The sequence below is a fragment of the Streptomyces lothianensis genome (assembly GCF_047779955.1).
GTDB lineage: Bacteria > Actinomycetota > Actinomycetes > Streptomycetales > Streptomycetaceae > Streptomyces.
Genome location: NZ_JBLMKT010000013.1, coordinates 32,431 through 48,440 on the forward strand (window position 1 = coordinate 32,431; position 16,010 = coordinate 48,440).

Sequence of the window (16,010 nt, forward strand, 5' to 3'; positions counted from 1 at the left end):
ACTCCTCGTGACAATTAGGCCGGTGCTCCGCCACCCCCTGGTCGGAACGGGTCTCGCGCTCCTCGCCGCGGGCGCGGTGAGCCTCGGGGCCATCGCCGCGGACCAGGACTGGCAGCCGGCGCTCGCGGGGGGACTCGCCGCGGCCGCCGTCCTGCTCTTCGCCTGGGTGCTGCTCGCCGCACGGCATCTCACGGCCGAACGGGCCGAGCGCGAACGCCTCGCCCGGCTGCTGCAGGCCCGGGACGCGGAGCTCGCGCACCTGGTGTCGGCGCGCCTGCCCGCCATCCGGGAGCGGGTGAACGCGGGCCGCGGCCTGGACGGCGTCCCCGGAGCGCTGCGCACGCCCGAGGAGACCGGCCCCGAATTCGCCGCGTCACTCGGCACGCTCGTCACCGCGCTCGGCTCGGACGAGGCGGTACGCCGCGAGCGGGTGCTGCGCGACTCGGTGCAGGCGGCGTTCGAGTCCGTGGCCCGGACGATGCACGCCATGGCCACCGTGCAACAGCAGGTGCTCGACCAGGTCGAGCGGTCCATCGACCACAACCCGGCGCTCATGACCGACGTCATGAAGGCCGACCACGCCGCCGCGCAGATGACCCGCAAGGCGCAGACTCTCCTGGTGATGTGCGGGGTCTGGCCCGCCCGCCGCGAGACCCGTCCCGTCTCGCTCTACGACTGCGTACGCGGGGCGATGTCGCGGATCGTCGAGTTCTCGCGGGTCGAGGTGCACGGCGGGCAGACGCTGTACGCGGTGCCGCCCGCCGTCGAGGGCCTGATGCACACACTGGCCGAACTCCTGGAGAACGCCACGGTGTTCTCGCCCTCGCCGTCCAACGTCATCGTGTCGGTACGCGAGGTGGGCGCCGGTGCCGTCATCGAGATCGACGACGCGGGGCTCGGCATGCCGCCGGATGTGCTGGCCCGGGCCACCGCGCAGCTCCGCGACGACGTCGACCTGGCGCGCCTGGGCGCGGTGCCGCGCCTCGGACTCGCCTGCGTGGGCCGCTGGATGCGGGAACTCGGCTTCGACGTGCAGCTCTCGGGGGCTTCGGCGTACGGGGGGACGCGGGCGGTCGCGTTCATCCCGTTCCGCCTCCTGACGGAACCACTGCCCCCGCTGCCGGAGTCCCGCCCCGAGCCGGAGGCCCGCACGGCCGCGGACGCCCTTGCGGCCACCTCCGGTTCGCCGGCCACCACGGGCCTGGTGGCAACCGCCCGCACGTCGGTCCCGCACCGGCGCGCGGACGAGGTTCCCTCGGTGGACCACCCGCCCGTACCTCAGGGCGCCACGCCTGCGGAGGGGAGCGGGGAATCCGCCCCGAGCCCGCAGGCACCGGCCCCCGCCTCCGCACCCGCTTCCACCACCCCCACCGGCCTCCCCCGCCGCCGCAGCCGGCGCGCCGCTGGTGCCACCACCGGGTCCTTCCGCCTGCCCGCGCCCGCGCCGTCCGGCGCACCGGCCCCACCGGCCGCCGGAACCGCACCCGCCGCACCCGCCGCACAGCCCTGGACCCCCGAGGCCGCCAAGGCCTCCATCGCCAGCGTGCTGTCCGGCTCGCGGCGCGGCCGGTCCGTGACCGGGCAGTACGACGACGCCGCGCCGTCCGCCGACCACGGCAGCCGGGACGGCGACCACGGCCACGGCCACGGCCACGCACCCGGCACCGACCACCACCGCACACCCGCACCCGCACCCGCACCCGACCACGGTCCCGCAACCGGTGCGCCACCCCCATCCCGTACCCCCAACTCCCCCGACGGAGGCCAGCCGTGACCGGCACCATCGCTCGACTCCCCGATCTGGGCTGGATGCTGCGCCCACTGACCTCCATCCCGGGGGTGCGGCATGCGGTGGTGGTCTCGGAGGACGGGCTGCGGCTCGGGCACGCCTCCGCCGAGAACCTGCGCGGCCCCGTCGCCGATCTGAGCATCGCCGAGGCGGAGGCCCTGGCCGCGGCGAGCGCGGCGCTGACCATGACCGGACGGTCCACGGCCGGGCTGGTCTTCGGCGAGTCGGCCGCGGTGCGCCAGATCATGGTCGAGTCGGACCTCGGTTTCGTCCTGTTCACCCACGCGGGCGTGGGCGCGCAGCTCGGTGTCGCCACCGACACCGAGGCGGATGTCGCCCTGGTCGCCCAGCAGATGCAGCTCCTGGTGGCGAAGATCGGCGAACAGCTGAGCAGCCGGCCGCGGGAGCAGACCGCCGGCTCGTCATGACCGACGGGCCGGTCGAGCGGACCTCCCCGATCCGCCCGTATGTGATCACCGGCGGGCGGGCCGAGTCGGAGGGCGAACCGCTCGCGTGGGAGTCCCTGGTGATGGCGACCGACGCGCCGTTCCCGGCCGCCATGCAGCCCGAGCACCAGGCGATCCTGAGCCACTGCCAGGGTCTGCTGTCCGTTGCCGAGGTGGCCGCCCACATCGGGCAGCCGCCCTCGGTCGTGCAGGTGCTGCTCTCCGACCTGCGGCAGTGGGGTCTGGTCGTGACCCGGCCGCCGATCGCCCCCGCCGAACGTGCCGATGTGACCATGCTCAGAAAGGTCCTCCGTGGTCTCGAAAGCCGCCTCTGAGAGGCCGACGCCGGCTTCCGGCCCCTGGCCCGCCACGCCCACGCCGCCCGCCACGCCCACGCCCACGCCCACGCCGCCTGGGGCACCCGGGCAGTCCGCAGCAGCCGCGCCGCCCGCACCCCCTGCCGCGTACGACTCCACCCCGCACGCCCCTGGTCCGTACGGCTCCGATCCGGTCGGCGGCAAGTACGTGCCCTCCAGCGTCGCCCGCGCCGCGAAGATCCTGATCGTCGGTCCGCTCGGCGTCGGCAAGACGACGCTGATCGGCACGGTCTCCGAGATACGGCCGCTGGCCACCGAGGCCGTGATGTCGCAGGCCTCGCTCCGTGTGGACCACCCGGCGGACCGCGGCAAGACCACGACCACCGTCGCCCTGGACTTCGGCCGGATCACCATCGACCAGGACCTGGTGCTCTACCTGTTCGGCACCCCGGGCCAGCAGCGTTTCCTGCCCGCCTGGCGCGATCTCGCCAAGGGCGCGCTCGGCGCGCTCGCCCTCGTCGACACCCGTGATCTGGCCGCATCCTTCGACGCGCTCGGCCATCTCGAGGATCTGGGCCTGCCGTTCGCGGTCGCCGCGAACGTCTTCCCGCAGAGCCCCCGCTACCCGGACGACGAGCTGCGCACGGCACTCGACCTGCTGCCCGAGACCCCGCTGGTGTCCTGCGACGCCCGTGATCCGAGGTCGTCCATCAAGGCGCTGATCGCCCTCATCGGTCATCTCGTCCACACCACCGAGGAGCCCCGGTGACCACACCCCCGCACGTCAACGGGACCACCCCGCAACCTCACCCGGCGGCCACGTCGTCGCCCCACCCGACCGCATCGTCGCCCCACCCGCCGGCCACCGGGGCGCCCCACCCGCCGGCAGCCGCACCGCACCACCCCACAGGCACCCCCGCCGCACCGCCCACGGAGGCGCTCGCCGCCCCGGGCCCCGCCCCCACCTGCCCCGTGACCGGCGCCCCCGCCGACCGGGCGACGGGCGCGACCGCCCTGTACGGCCCGGGTCTCGACGGCGACATGCTCCCCGCCCTGTACGAGCGGCTCCGCGCCGCCTACGGCCCGGTGGCCCCGGTCTCGATCGCGCCGGGCATCGGCGCCTGGCTGGTGCTCGGCCACCGCGAGCTGCTGCAACTGACCCGCGAGGAACAGGACTTCTCGCACGACCCGCGCCGCTGGACCCTGCTGCGCGAGGGCCGGGTGCCCGCAGACTCGCCGCTGCTTCCCATGGTCGGCTGGCGTCCCGCGCTGCTGTTCACCGACGGCCAACAGCACCGCCGTATGCGCTCCGCCGTGTCCGACGCCCTCGACGGCATCAACGGGCACGAGCTGCGCCGCCAGGTCCGCGACACCGCCGAAAGCCTGATCTCCGCCTTCACCGCACGCGGCGAGGCCGACCTCGTCGCCGACTACGCCCGGCTGCTGCCCATGCAGGTCATCACCGGTCTGCTCGGTGTGGACCGGCAGACCGGAAAGGCGCTGGTCGAGGCAATCGCGCAGACCGTCGCCGCGACCGCCGCCTCCGCCGAGGCGAGCAAGCGGATGGGCGGCATCCTCATGGCGCTGATCGAGGAGAAGCGGCGGCAGCGCGGCAACGACATCACCTCCGCGCTGCTGCACCACCCGGCCCGCCTCACCGACGAGGAGGTCCTGCACAACCTCGTCGTCATGTTCGTGGCGGGCAACCAGACCACCGTCAACTGGATCGCCACCTCGCTGCGCATCCTGCTGTGCGACCCCGGCTTCCGCTCCTCGTTCACCGGCGGCCATATGACCGTGGACGACGCGCTCGACCTGGTGCTGTGGAAGTTCCCGCCCACGCAGAACTTCCCCGCCCGCTACGCCACCCGCGACATGACCTTCGGCGGCAGGCACGTCCGCACGGGCGACATGCTCATCCTGGGGCTCGCCGCCGCGAACGCCGATCCGAAGATCCTCCCGGAGGCCGGCCGCCCGGTGACCGGCAACCGCTCCCACCTCGCGTTCAGCGCCGGACCACACACCTGCCCGGCGCAGGACCCGGCCCGGCTCATCACCCGTACCGCCGTCGACACCCTCCGCCACCGGCTGCCCGACCTCGAACTGGCCTGCCCCGAGGACGAACTGCAGTGGATCAAGTCCCCGTGGAGCCGCGGCCTGGCCGCCCTCCCGGTCCGCTTCTCCTCCGCGACCGCGGCACCCGAGCAGCCCTGAACCCAGCACCTCCGCACCTCCGCACCCGCCTCTCACCCCACCCACGAGCCCATACGAGCCCGCCTCTCACCCCACCCACGAGCCCACCTCACCTCAGGAGCCCCCGTTGACCACGGATTCCCCGCACACCGCCACCCCCGCCCCCCACCGCCTCGACCCGGCCGGCGGCTGCCCGCACGCGGCCAACGCCCGGCTGCTCGCCGAGGGCGCGGTCGCCCCCGTGGTGCTGCCCGGCGAGGTGGCGGGGATGGCGGTCCTGGGGCATGACGCGCTCAAGGAGTTCCTCGCGCATCCCGATGTCGCCAAGAACGCGGCCCACTTCGCCGCCCTGCAGGCCGGTGAGATACCCGAGGGCTGGCCGCTGAGGACCTTCGCGACCGTGCAGGGCATGACCACTGCGGACGGCGCCGATCACAAGCGGCTCAGGTCGTTGATGAGCCGCGCCTTCACGCCGCGCCGCATCGAGGCGCTGCGCCCGCGGATTGAGGAGCTGACCGCCGGTCTCCTCGATCGGCTCGCCCGCGCGGCCGAGGACTCCGAGGACGGTGTGGCGGACCTGCGCACCCACTTCGCGCTGCCGCTCCCGATGAGCGTCATCTGCGAACTTCTCGGCGTGGACGAGGCGCACCACGACCGCCTGCACCACCTGTCCAACCAGATCGTCGCCACCGACATCACCCCGGCCGAGACCCTCGCCGCGAACCGCGAGATGGTCGAGGTGCTCGGCCAGGTCGCCGCCGCCCGCACCGCCGAGCCCGGCGACGACCTCACCTCCGCCCTGATCGCCGCCCGTGACGACGACGGCGACCGGCTCAGCCCGCCCGAGCTGCTCGGCACCCTGATGCTGATGATCATCGCCGGGCACGAGACCACCCTGAACCTGATCACCAACGCGGTCCGCGCCCTGTGCACCCACCGCGAGCAGCTCGCCCTCGTCACCTCGGGCAAGGCCTCCTGGGCGGACGTGGTCGAGGAGACGCTGCGCTGGGACGCCCCGGTCAGCTACTTCCCCTTCCGCTACCCCACCCGCGACCTCAGCGTCGACGGCACGGTCATCCCGCAGGGCACCCCGGTCCTGGCCGGCTACTCGGCCGCGGGCCGCGATCCGAAGGCGCACGGACCCGAGGCCGACCGCTTCGACCTCACCCGCGAGCGCGGCAACCGGCACCTCTCGCTCGGCCACGGCGCCCACTACTGCCTGGGCGCGCCGCTGGCCCGGATGGAGGCCACCACCGCCCTGGAGCAGCTCTTCACCCGCTTCCCCGGCCTCGATCTCGCCGTCCCGAACGCCGAACTGCCCCGCCACGCCTCGTTCGTCGGCAACAGCGTCCGGCGACTGCCGGTGCGGCTGGGGTAGGGCCCCTCACTCAGGGCCCCCTCACCCAGGGCCCCCTCACCCGTCCTGCTCACCCACCGCGGGCCGGGCCGCATGCCGCCCCGACGGGTTCGCGAGCAGCTGCCGCGGATCCGTCGCCCGGGTGATCGCCGCCTCGACGGCGGTGATCCGGTCGGCGAGCAGCCCGAGCGCGGCGACCGCGCGTACGACGGGGTCCTCCTCGGAGCCGCCGAGCGTGCGCTGCCGCACGTGCGCGGCCTTGATCTGCGTCCAGCGGGCGGCCTGCGCACCGGTCAGCGTGCCGCGCAGCTCGGCGAGCTTGAGCAGGTTGGCCTCCGCGTCGCCGGTGAGCGTCTGCGCCTCGGCCGTGTAGTGGTCCTGGATGACGGCGGTCAGCTCCTCCTCGTTCATGACCGGCGAGATACGGGCCGCGATCTTGTTCATGTTGCGGTACGAGCCCTGCAGCCGGAAGGCCGGTTCGGTGCGGGCCGCGTCGTCCTGCGCGGCCGAGGCGATGTATGCCTCGTTGACCGCGAGCACGGTGGCGCGGGCGGTGAGCAGGTGCCGCAGCACGGCGAGGACCGCGTCCAGCTCCGCGGGCGCGTACGGGTGGCTGAGCTGGTCGCGGCGCGCGGCGGACTCACCGGCGGCGAGCCGTACGAGCAGGTCGAGGTCGCCGCGGTCGCGTCCGGCGAGCGGCGCGAGGTGCGGGTTGGAGGTCAGCGCGTTCTCGACGAAGCTGAGCGCGAACGCCTTCTCCTTTCCGGTGAGTACGTCGCCGAGGTTCCAGACGTCGGCCCGGTTGGCCAGCATGTCGGGGATGCGGAAGCGGCTGCCGGACTCGGTGTACGGGTTGCCCGCCATGCACACGGCGAAGCGCTTGCCGCGCAGGTCGTGCCCGTTCAGGGTGCGGGTGGCGTCGCACAGCGGGATGAACTTCTGCAGCAGCTCCGGCGAGACATGCTGGATGTCGTCGAGGTAGAGCAGCGTGTTGTTGCCGGCGGCGAGCGCGAAGGCGATCTTCTCCAGTTCCCTGCGGGCGGCGTCGTTGGTGGCCTCCGCCGGGTCGAGCGAGGTGACGGTGTGCCCGAGGGCGGGCCCGTCGACCTTGACCAGGAGCATGCCGAGCCGTTCGGCCACGTACTCCATGAGCGTCGTCTTTCCGTAACCGGGCGGCGAGATGAGCAGCAGCAGACCGCTGCTGTCGGTGCGCTTGGCGTCGCCCGCGGCGCCGATCTGCTTGGCGAGGCTGTCGCCGATCAGCGGCAGGTAGACCTCGTCGACGAGCCGGTTGCGCACGAAGGAGGACATGACGCGCGGGCGGTGCGCGTCCACGTCGAGCCGGGCGTGCTCGGCGGCCACGAGGCGCGTGCGCTGCTTCTGGTACGTGCGGAAGCCGGGCACGTCGCGTGCGGCGAACTCCCCTGTGCGCGCGAGGAATTCGTCGAGGCGCAGGCTCAGGCTGCGCCTGCTGATGCGCGGGTGCGTGCCGAGCAGACCGGTGACGGTGACCGCGTTCTCACCGTCGGCCTCGTACCGGTCGAGGTCGGGGCACAGCTCCACGGCCACCGCCTCGGCGAGGTCGCCCTCGTCGGCGTCCTCGCCCGAGGAGGCGGCGTACGCGTGCAGCCAGCCCTCGACCAGCTGCTTGCGCTCGGTCAGCCCGGTCAGCGCGCCCAGGTCCGCCGCGTAGGCCGAACCGTCCACCGCACGGCGGAACTTGTCCAGGAGCGCGCGGGCAGCGGCGGACACGGCGAAGCCCTGCGGCGAGCAGCTCAGCTCCTCGAAGAGGTACGCGGCGGCCTCGGCGCTGCCCGCCTCGGCCGCCAGCTCCGCCTCGAAGGCGGCGATGGCGGGCGAGAGCCCGAAGGTGTCACGGGCGCGCGCGAGCGAGACGGCGCGGCGGGCCAGGACTTCCCGCTGCTCCGCGCCGATGCCGTGCGCCCAGAACAGCACGGCCTCGGCCCGGGCGCGCGGGGTGTGCCGCAGCTGCCCGGCGCTGTCGTGCAGCCGCAGCAGCGCCGTGAGGATCGCGGTCGCGTCCTCGTCGTGCACCCCGCGCTCATAGCCCTCGTCGTACGCGGCTTCGGCGGCCTGCCGTACCAGCGCGGGCAGTTCACCGCCCGTGAGCGCGCCGGACAGCGCCCCGGCGCCGTGCTCGGCGAGCAGCCGGGCGGCCAGGTACTCGGCGCGGTAGACCTCGGGCGACTCCGAGGGCAGCTGCCGCTGCCAGTGGGTGCGGTGCGCGGCGAAGCCCTCGTCGGTGACCGGGGAGCGGTAGTCGGTGCCGGTCAGCGCGAAGGCGAGCGTGTCCTCGTACGGGACGAGGGTGAGCTCGGGCGTCTGCCGGTTGACGGCGAAGCGGTGCCGGCCGAGGCGGATCGTGGCGCCGCCGTCCGCGAACAGCTCGGAGCGGTCGAGCAGCGCCCGCCCGGCCTCCTGACGGGCGGACTTCAGGCGCCCGTCAAGCTCCTCGGCCCTCACCTGGTCACCGAGTTCGCGCAGCTCCTCGGCGGTGCGGCGGACCTTGGCGACCATCGGGTCGGAGGCGAAGTACGTGGCGACCGCGTCCGTCGTCTCCAGGGCGGCCGCGCGGCGCGCGATCGTCTCCAGGACCCGGGCGGCCGAGTCGGCGAGCTGCTGGGCACGGCGGGCGCGGGCGTCCTGCAGGGACTGCTTGCGCGCCGTGAACGCCTCGTAGATCTCGGTGCGCTTGGCGCCGAGCTCGGCCAGCAGGTCGTCGTGCTCCGCGAAGCGGGACTCCAGGCCCTCCACCTGCGCGAGCAGCGCGCCGAGCTGGTCGTCGCAGGCGTCCGGGTCGGCGGCCGCGGCGAGCGCCCCCGTGACGGACTGGCCGAGCAGGGCCAGTTCGGCGGTGAACTCCGCGCGGCCCTCGGTCTCCAGGAGCTCCTCGCGGCGGGCGGCGAGCGCGGCCCGGGTGCGGTTGACGCCGCCGAGCACGGCGGCGATCCGCTCCAGGACGGCGGTGCGCACGGTCGCGTCGCCGATGTCGAGGCCGGTGACGACCTCGGTCAGGGTCCGCAGACCGGTGCTCAGGGTGTCGATGCGCTCGGCGATCGCGGCGGACTCGGCGACCGTGGCGATCTGCTCGGCCTCCGTGGTGAGCCGCTCGATGTCCTCCTCGTAGTCGGCGAAGGCGTCCTCGCGCCGCAGGAAGGCGATGGCACGCCGGGCCGCCGCGTCGATGTCGGCGCCGACGTCCTCGCTCAGCGTGTCGATGCGGACGGTGTCCGCGTAGCGCATCTCCTTGAGGGTCACCAGGTGGCCCTGTGCCTGGCGCAGTTCGGTGATCCGCGAGACCCACTCCGCGGCGGTGGCCGGCGCCTCGCCGCGGACCCTGCGCACGAGCCGGGCGATGTCCGCGGCGGACTCGGCGAGCGCGTCGGCGGCGCGGCGGGTCAGCGTCTGCACCGTCTCGAACTCGGTGAGCACCTGCTCCGCGGTCGCCCGCAGCTCCCGCAGCGGCGTCGCGAGGTCGCCGACCTCGTCCGCGTCGAGCCAGTGGTGCTGGTCGGCGGCGCGCACGCAGGCGGCGGCCAGCGTCTCGTACATGCCGCTGGTCGCGGTGGTCCCGGTGGCCTGGCGGGCGATCGACAGGCAGTCGGAGATACCGCGTACGAGGTCGGCGTTGCCGAGCCGCGCCAGCGGGCCGCTGCCGACGGGGGCGGTGTGGGTGTCGGCGACGTACGGGGTCCGCCAGATCTGCAGCGGGTGCAGCTGCACGGGCTCCCCCGCGCCGGCGGCGCCGCGCAGCACGGCCATGGTGCCGTCGTCGAGCAGCGCATGGCCCACGCAGCCGACGGGTGTGGCGATCTCCTTGCGGATCTGGTTGTACGGAAGCAGCAGACTGCGGCCCGTCTCGCGCGAGTGGTAGGCGTAGAGCACGTCCTCACCGTTCGGGGAGCGCACGGCGCGCTCGAACTCCAGGCCGGACGTGTCGGAGTCGGCCGTCTCGAAGGTCTTCACGGCACCCGTGGCCAGGCAGTAGCCGCCGGGGAAGACGATGCCCTGCTCCTCGGGCAGCCGGCGGCAGGAGCGGCCGATGCCGTCGAGGCGCACCACGGCGCGGGTGACGGTGTTGAACACGAGGTGGCGGTACACCTCCTCCTTGTACGGGCGCACCCGCAGCAGGACGAGCACACCGACGCGCGCGTAGGCGATCTCGGCGTCGGCGAGCGCCTGCAGCGGCTCCTCGACGGGCTCGGCGTGGATGCCCTCGCCGCTCTCGGTGTCGTCCTCGGTCCTGACGGTCAGCGAGCCGCCGACCGTGGAGACATAGGCGGCGCCGGAGTCGATCCGGACGTGCGGGTGGCGGCCCAGGACGTGGTCGTCGCGGGTGGTCTCGATCCACTCGAAGTCGTGGGGCGCGGGGAAGACATGGTCCTTCTCGCCGCGCGCGTCCAGGAAGCGCACCTCGTCCGGGGTGACGGCCCAGCGCAGCACGCGGATGTCGCCCGGCTGCTCGCCCGCCTGGAAGACGGCGAGGAGCTTGCCCTCGACGTGGCGCAGCTGCAGCAGGCGGGCACCCTGGAAGTAGCGGTGCAGCGCGGTGAACTCCCGTACGAAGGCGGGGTCGTCGAGCAGGCCCGGGACCGCGTCGTCGGACAGCGGGTTCAGGTCGCGGTCGTAGAGCGTGAAGACGTCGGCGACGGTGGGCGAGGCGCCCGGCGCGAGCGGGGTGCGGGCGCCGACCAGCAGCCGGTCGCGGACGGCGACGAGGTCGCGCGCCACCCGCGCGGTGGCGGAACGCAGCTGCTCGCTGCCGACGAGGCTGAGCTCGGTGGAGCCGAACTCGGCGATACGGGCCGTGTTGAGGGCCTCGGTGCGGCGGGCCAGCTCGGCGGCCTGCGCGGTGAGGCGGTCACGGAGGACCTCGTAGGTGCCGGCGTCGATCCCGGAATCCGTACCGGCGCTCTGCGCGGCACCGTTCACGCCCTGCGCGGCACCCGCACCCTGGCCGGCACCCGCGGCGGTGTCCCGGGCGGCACCCGCGTCCGCCGACTGGGTCATCTCCGCCATCGCCGACACCTCCGCCGCCTGCCTGCCGGTGCTCATCCGATCCCACTCCTTCGTATGCCGCCCTCCGGTGATGCTCCCGGCCGGGCGAATCATGAATGAGGTGCCGGAGCTGCCGCCCCCCGTACGGCAGCTCCGGCACCCTGACCGCTCCCCCCCCCCTTGGGCGCGGTCAGCCCTTGACGGCCCCGTTGAGGGAGGCCTTCGGTGCGGCTTCGGTGGCGAGCTCGCTGAGCGGCATGTCCGCCAGGCCCAGCTGGCCGGCCTTGGCGAGCAGCTCCTTCAGCGCGCCGCTCTGCCCGCCGTCACCGCTGTTCATCAGCTTCATCAGCAGCGCGGAGACCGTCAGGTTCTGCACGTCCGCCGTGGACACCGAGCCAAGGACAGTCGTCAGGTCCTCGGTGAACGAGGCCGAACCGTCCAGCCACGGACCGGCCAGAGCCTGCGCGGTCTGCGAGTTCTGTACGAAGCCGTCGACGCCCTTGCCGAGCGCGATGGACGACATGAGGCGGTCGAAGAAGACCGACTCGCCGCCGACGATGTTGATGTCGGCGCTCTCCAGACCGGTGGCGAGCACCGTGGCCTGCGCCTCGGCGACCTGCCGCTGGACGTCCAGACCGGCCAGCCGGATGTCCTTCTCCGCCTCCAGGCGCAGCCGGTACTCCTCGTGCTCGCGCGAAGCCTCGTCGAGCGCGGCCATCGCGGCGGCCTTCTGGTTCAGGCCCTCCGCCTCGGCCTTCAGCTTCTCGCCGATCGCCGTGGCCTCCGCCAGCGCCTTGTGCTTCGCGCCCTCCGCCTCGGCCCGCAGCCGCGCCTCGGTGGCCTCGGCCTCCGCACGGCCCGCCTTCTCGATCACGTCCGCCTCCTTCTCGCGGACCTGTACGGCGGCGAGTCCCTCCGCGGCGGCCTCGGCCTGGATGCCCTCGGCGAGCCGGGTCTTGGCGCGTGCGTCGAGGTCGGCGGACTTCACGCGGGCCTCGGCGAGCGTGACCTCCTCCTTCGCCCGGTGTACGGCGGCCGCCTCCGCGGCCTCGGCGGCCTTGATGTCCTTGACCAGCTTCTCCTGCGCCTCGGCCTCGGCGGCGATGATCACGGCCTGCCGCTGCCGCTCGGCCTCCTCGACCGCGCGCAGCTTCAGGATCGACTCCTCCTGCTCGGCGACCGTACGGTCCACGGCGACCCGCTCGCGTACGACCTCGGCGATGTCCCGCTTCTCTGTCTCGACCTCCTTGTTCGCGGAGATCCGGGTCAGCTCCGTCTCCCGCTCCCGGGCGATGACCTCGAGCATGCGGTCCTTCTCGATCCGCTCGTTCTCGATGGCGATGACCCGCTCGCGGTTCTTCGCGGCGACCGCGACCTCACGCGCCTGGTTCTCGCGCTGCACCCCGAGCTGCTCCTCGGTCCGCAGAAACGCCCCCTGCGCCCGCAGCCGCTCCTCCTCGACGACCTTCGCCGTCTCGGCCTCCTCACGGGCCCGCACGGTCTCGATCTCGCGGCGCTGCTTGATCTCCGCGTCCGCCTGCCGGCGCTCCAGCTCCAGGACGGCCTCGCGGGCGTCCACGTTCTGGCGGGTGATCTCCTTCTCCTCGTGGCGCTGCGCCTCGTTGGTGCGCACATGCTCCACGGCGGTCAGCTCGGTGATCTTCCGGATGCCCTGCGCGTCGAGGACGTTGGCCGGGTCGAGCTGCTTGAGCGGGGTCTGCTCCAGGTAGTCGATCGCGGCGTCCTCGAGGTGGTAGCCGCTGAGGTCGACACCGATCAACTCGATGATCTTGTAACGGAGTTCCTCACGCTTGGTGTAGAGGTCCGTGAAGTCCATCTGTTTGCCGACGGTCTTCAGCGCCTCGGAGAACTTCGCGTGGAACAGCTCCTGCAGCGTGTCCCGGTCGCTGGCCCGCGCCGTGCCGACGGCCTGGGCGACCCTGATGACATCGCCCGCGGTCTTGTTGACCTTGACGAAGAACGAGATCCGGATGTCCGCGCGGATGTTGTCGCGGCAGATCAGGCCCTCGCGGCCGGCCCGGGTGATCTCGATGGTCTTCACCGAGATGTCCATGACCTCGGCCCGGTGCAGCACGGGCAGCACGACCTGCCCGGTGAAGGTGACATCCACCTTGCGGAGCTTGGAGACGATCAGCGCCTTGCCCTGTTCGACCTTGCGGAAGAGCCGGCTGACGGCGAACAGGACCACGGCGACGAGCACGATGACGGCAACGGACAAGCCGATGCCTGTGGTGGCATCCATGAGGAATCCCCCGGTGAGAGGCGAGAAGGCTGAGCGGGCGCGGCAGGGCGTCGCGCGGGCGCCACCGGGCATGCGGGTGGCGCGGGAGGTACTGAAGGCGGGAAGTGGCGGGTCAGGCAGGCGCGTTCGGCGGCCGCGTGGGACCCGCGGGTCGAACGGGTTCGTCAGGAGGGAGCGCGGAGCGTCTCGTCCGCAGGATCAGCGGCATGGCCGGCGGATCGAGCAGAAGCGCGGCGGGGACGGCGCTGCCGGTGAATTCCCGCATGGTCCCCTCCTCGTTCCGTGATACCCGCCAGGGGCGTAACTGCCGTTGTCCGGCACCAAGTTCTCCCCGGCGCCGCTCCACATGCATCTTGGCATGGGCCCCTTCGCCCGCTCATTGCCGTTGACCGGCAGTCTTCACACGCCTTTAATGCCGGGAGCACTCGGAACCGGACCGGGCGCGGCGCACAGGCGGCAAAGGGGGAGGCATGACAGTGGTGACCGAGGCGGAGACGGCACGGGACTACCTGGCCGGGTACACCGAATGCCTCCGGGACGCCTGCGCGACCGGACGGCGCCTGACCCGCGAGGAACTGGAGGCGCACCGCGCCCGCGGCGAACAGGCCGCCGAGGCCGGCCTCGGCCTGCGCGCCCTGGTGCGTGCCCATCTGACGGCCGCCGAGGAACTGCGCACCCGGCTGCCCGCCCCGCACGCCGCACACCTGCTCGCGGCCGTCGGCCAGGCCGTCGACGCCTCCGCCGAGGGCCACGAACGCGCCCAGCGCCTCGCGATCCGTCAGGAGGAGGCGATCCGGCGGGAGTTCATCGACGACCTCCTGTACGGCCGCAGCGACCTGGGCCGCCTGTCGGAGCGCGCCGAACGCTTCGGACTGCTCCTCTCGCACGCCCACGCCGTCGCGGTGGCGCAGGGCCCGGAACCGTACTCCGAGGGCTCGGCGGTGAGCCGCCGGGTCGAGGCCGCGCTGACCGCCCGCTTCGACAGCCGCAACATCCTCCTGACCACCAAGGAGGACCGTCTCATCTGCATCGCCCCCGGCGACCAGGGCGACGTCATCGCCTACTTCGCCAAACAGGCCTACGCGGCCGCCGCCGACGGGGCCCGCATCGGCATCGGCCGCGCCCACCCGGGCGCGGGCGGCGTCGTCCACTCGTACGAGGAGGCGCTCGGCGCCCTCGACCTGGCCTCCCGCATGGGCCTGGAGGGCCCGGTCCTGCACGCCTCCGACCTGCTCGTCTACCCCGTCCTCACCCGCGACCGCCAGGCCATGAGCGACCTCGTGGAAAGCACCCTGGGCCCCCTGCACCAGGCCCGTGGCGGCGCCCAGCCCCTCATCGACACCCTGAGCGCATACTTCGACAGCGGCTGCGTCGCCGCGGAGGCGGCCCGCCGCCTGGCCCTGAGCGTCCGCGCGATGACCTACCGCCTGGAACGCATCCACACCCTCACGGGCTACGACCCCGGCAACCCCGCCCACCGCTACACACTGCAGACAGCGGTCATCGGCGCCCGCTTCATGGGCTGGCCGCAGGCATGAGATAGCTCACCCCGGGGCACCGGCCCCCGGGCAACGAGAAACGGGCCCCCGCCGTGACTTCCATCACCGGCGGAGACCCGTGTCTCCTGTGTGCGCGAGGGGGGAGTTGAACCCCCACGCCCTTGCGGGCACTGGAACCTGAATCCAGCGCGTCTGCCTATTCCGCCACCCGCGCATTGGGTGTTGCCGCCTGGCTTCTGCTCCGTGGAGCGCCTGTCGACATCTGAAGATTAGCACGCCGGACGGGGTGCGTTCACATCCCTTTCCGCGGGCCCCCGACCTGCGAGGCAGCGCCCCTGATCGGCTCGTAGGGACGCGATTCCCGGCCGCCGGGTGCAGGGCGGCCGGCTGCGGGGTATCGGAGTCAGCATGCCGTCGCGTGCATGTCACTCGGTCGCCGCGTACGGGACCGCCCTCGCCCCGAGTGCGGGACACTGTCCAAGGCCCCCCTCTACGATCCGGTGGAGAAGCGGGCGGCGGAACTGGAAACAGGCGCGCAGACGTGGCACCAACCGGCGGCCCCGGCCGTTGTGAGAGGCGACACCCCTGCGCCGGGCAGAGAAGGGGAACCAGCCGATTTCCCGGCGCGTGGATACGATCAGCAAGCGGTACGAAGACAACAACGGCAACCAGCACGGAGGAGGTGCCCCATGGGAGTCCTGAAGAAGTTCGAGCAGCGACTCGAAGGTCTGGTCAACGGCACCTTCGCCAAGGTGTTCAAGTCGGAGGTCCAGCCGGTCGAGATCGCGGGCGCGCTGCAGCGCGAGTGCGACAACAACGCCACGATCTGGAACCGCGACCGCACCGTCGTGCCCAATGACTTCATCGTGGAGCTCAGCCCGCCCGACTACGAGCGCCTGAGCCCGTACTCGGGACAGCTCGGCGACGAGCTGTCCGGCATGGTGCGGGACTACGCGAAGCAGCAGCGCTACACCTTCATGGGCGCCGTCAAGGTCCACCTGGAGAAGGCGGACGACCTGGACACGGGCCTGTACCGCGTCCGCAGCCGCACCCTCGCCTCCTCCAGCTCGCAGCCGGACCTGCGGGGCTTCTACGAGCAGCGGATCAAATGGGGCACGTGCACGGGC

Annotated in this window: 10 protein-coding genes and 1 tRNA gene; 8 read left to right on the plus strand and 3 right to left on the minus strand. The window is 73.0% G+C overall.

Annotated elements, in window-relative coordinates; all coding sequences use genetic code 11:
- The first annotated feature begins 22 nt into the window (after positions 1-22).
- From ACLF6P_RS01745 to ACLF6P_RS01770, 6 genes are all read left to right on the plus strand, one after another.
- Positions 23-1,774, plus strand: coding sequence for an ATP-binding protein (locus tag ACLF6P_RS01745; RefSeq protein WP_415947488.1), 1,752 nt, complete (start codon positions 23-25; stop codon positions 1,772-1,774).
- Positions 1,771-2,217, plus strand: coding sequence for a roadblock/LC7 domain-containing protein (locus ACLF6P_RS01750; RefSeq protein ID WP_415947489.1), 447 nt, complete (start codon positions 1,771-1,773; stop codon positions 2,215-2,217). Before ACLF6P_RS01745 ends, ACLF6P_RS01750 begins: the two co-directional genes overlap by 4 nt.
- Complete coding sequence (locus ACLF6P_RS01755) at positions 2,214-2,570, plus strand: DUF742 domain-containing protein (protein WP_415947490.1); 357 nt, start codon at positions 2,214-2,216, stop codon at positions 2,568-2,570. Before ACLF6P_RS01750 ends, ACLF6P_RS01755 begins: the two co-directional genes overlap by 4 nt.
- Before the next feature lie 190 nt (positions 2,571-2,760).
- Positions 2,761-3,321, plus strand: a complete 561-nt coding sequence (locus ACLF6P_RS01760; protein WP_415947503.1) for a GTP-binding protein — start codon at positions 2,761-2,763, stop codon at positions 3,319-3,321.
- Positions 3,318-4,766 carry a cytochrome P450 gene (locus tag ACLF6P_RS01765; RefSeq protein ID WP_415947491.1) on the plus strand — a complete coding sequence of 483 codons (1,449 nt, stop codon included), beginning with the start codon at positions 3,318-3,320 and terminating at the stop codon, positions 4,764-4,766. The genes ACLF6P_RS01760 and ACLF6P_RS01765 overlap by 4 nt, the downstream gene beginning before the upstream one ends.
- Positions 4,767-4,872: 106 nt before the next feature.
- A complete protein-coding gene (locus tag ACLF6P_RS01770) occupies positions 4,873-6,123 on the plus strand; it encodes a cytochrome P450 family protein (RefSeq protein WP_415947493.1) in 1,251 nt (416 codons plus the stop codon).
- A gap of 36 nt (positions 6,124-6,159) precedes the next feature.
- Here the strand turns inward: ACLF6P_RS01770 and ACLF6P_RS01775 are convergent, their stop codons facing one another.
- Together ACLF6P_RS01775 and ACLF6P_RS01780 are read right to left on the minus strand one after the other, a co-directional pair.
- Positions 6,160-11,178: a DNA repair ATPase gene (locus ACLF6P_RS01775; protein WP_415947494.1), complete on the minus strand. Its 5,019-nt coding sequence runs from the start codon at positions 11,176-11,178 to the stop codon at positions 6,160-6,162.
- A gap of 133 nt (positions 11,179-11,311) precedes the next feature.
- Positions 11,312-13,384, minus strand: coding sequence for an SPFH domain-containing protein (locus tag ACLF6P_RS01780; protein WP_415947496.1), 2,073 nt, complete (start codon positions 13,382-13,384; stop codon positions 11,312-11,314).
- Between the two features lie 470 nt (positions 13,385-13,854).
- Here ACLF6P_RS01780 and ACLF6P_RS01785 point away from each other — a divergent pair, with 470 nt between their 5' ends.
- Complete coding sequence (locus ACLF6P_RS01785) at positions 13,855-14,922, plus strand: PucR family transcriptional regulator (RefSeq protein WP_415947498.1); 1,068 nt, start codon at positions 13,855-13,857, stop codon at positions 14,920-14,922.
- Between the two features lie 91 nt (positions 14,923-15,013).
- Here the strand turns inward: ACLF6P_RS01785 and ACLF6P_RS01790 are convergent.
- Positions 15,014-15,097, minus strand: a tRNA-Leu gene (locus ACLF6P_RS01790).
- Positions 15,098-15,572: 475 nt separating this feature from the next.
- Here ACLF6P_RS01790 and ACLF6P_RS01795 point away from each other — a divergent pair.
- Positions 15,573-16,010, plus strand: a 438-nt coding sequence (locus ACLF6P_RS01795; protein WP_415947499.1) for a DUF3662 domain-containing protein, incomplete at its 3' end; no start/stop codon positions are given.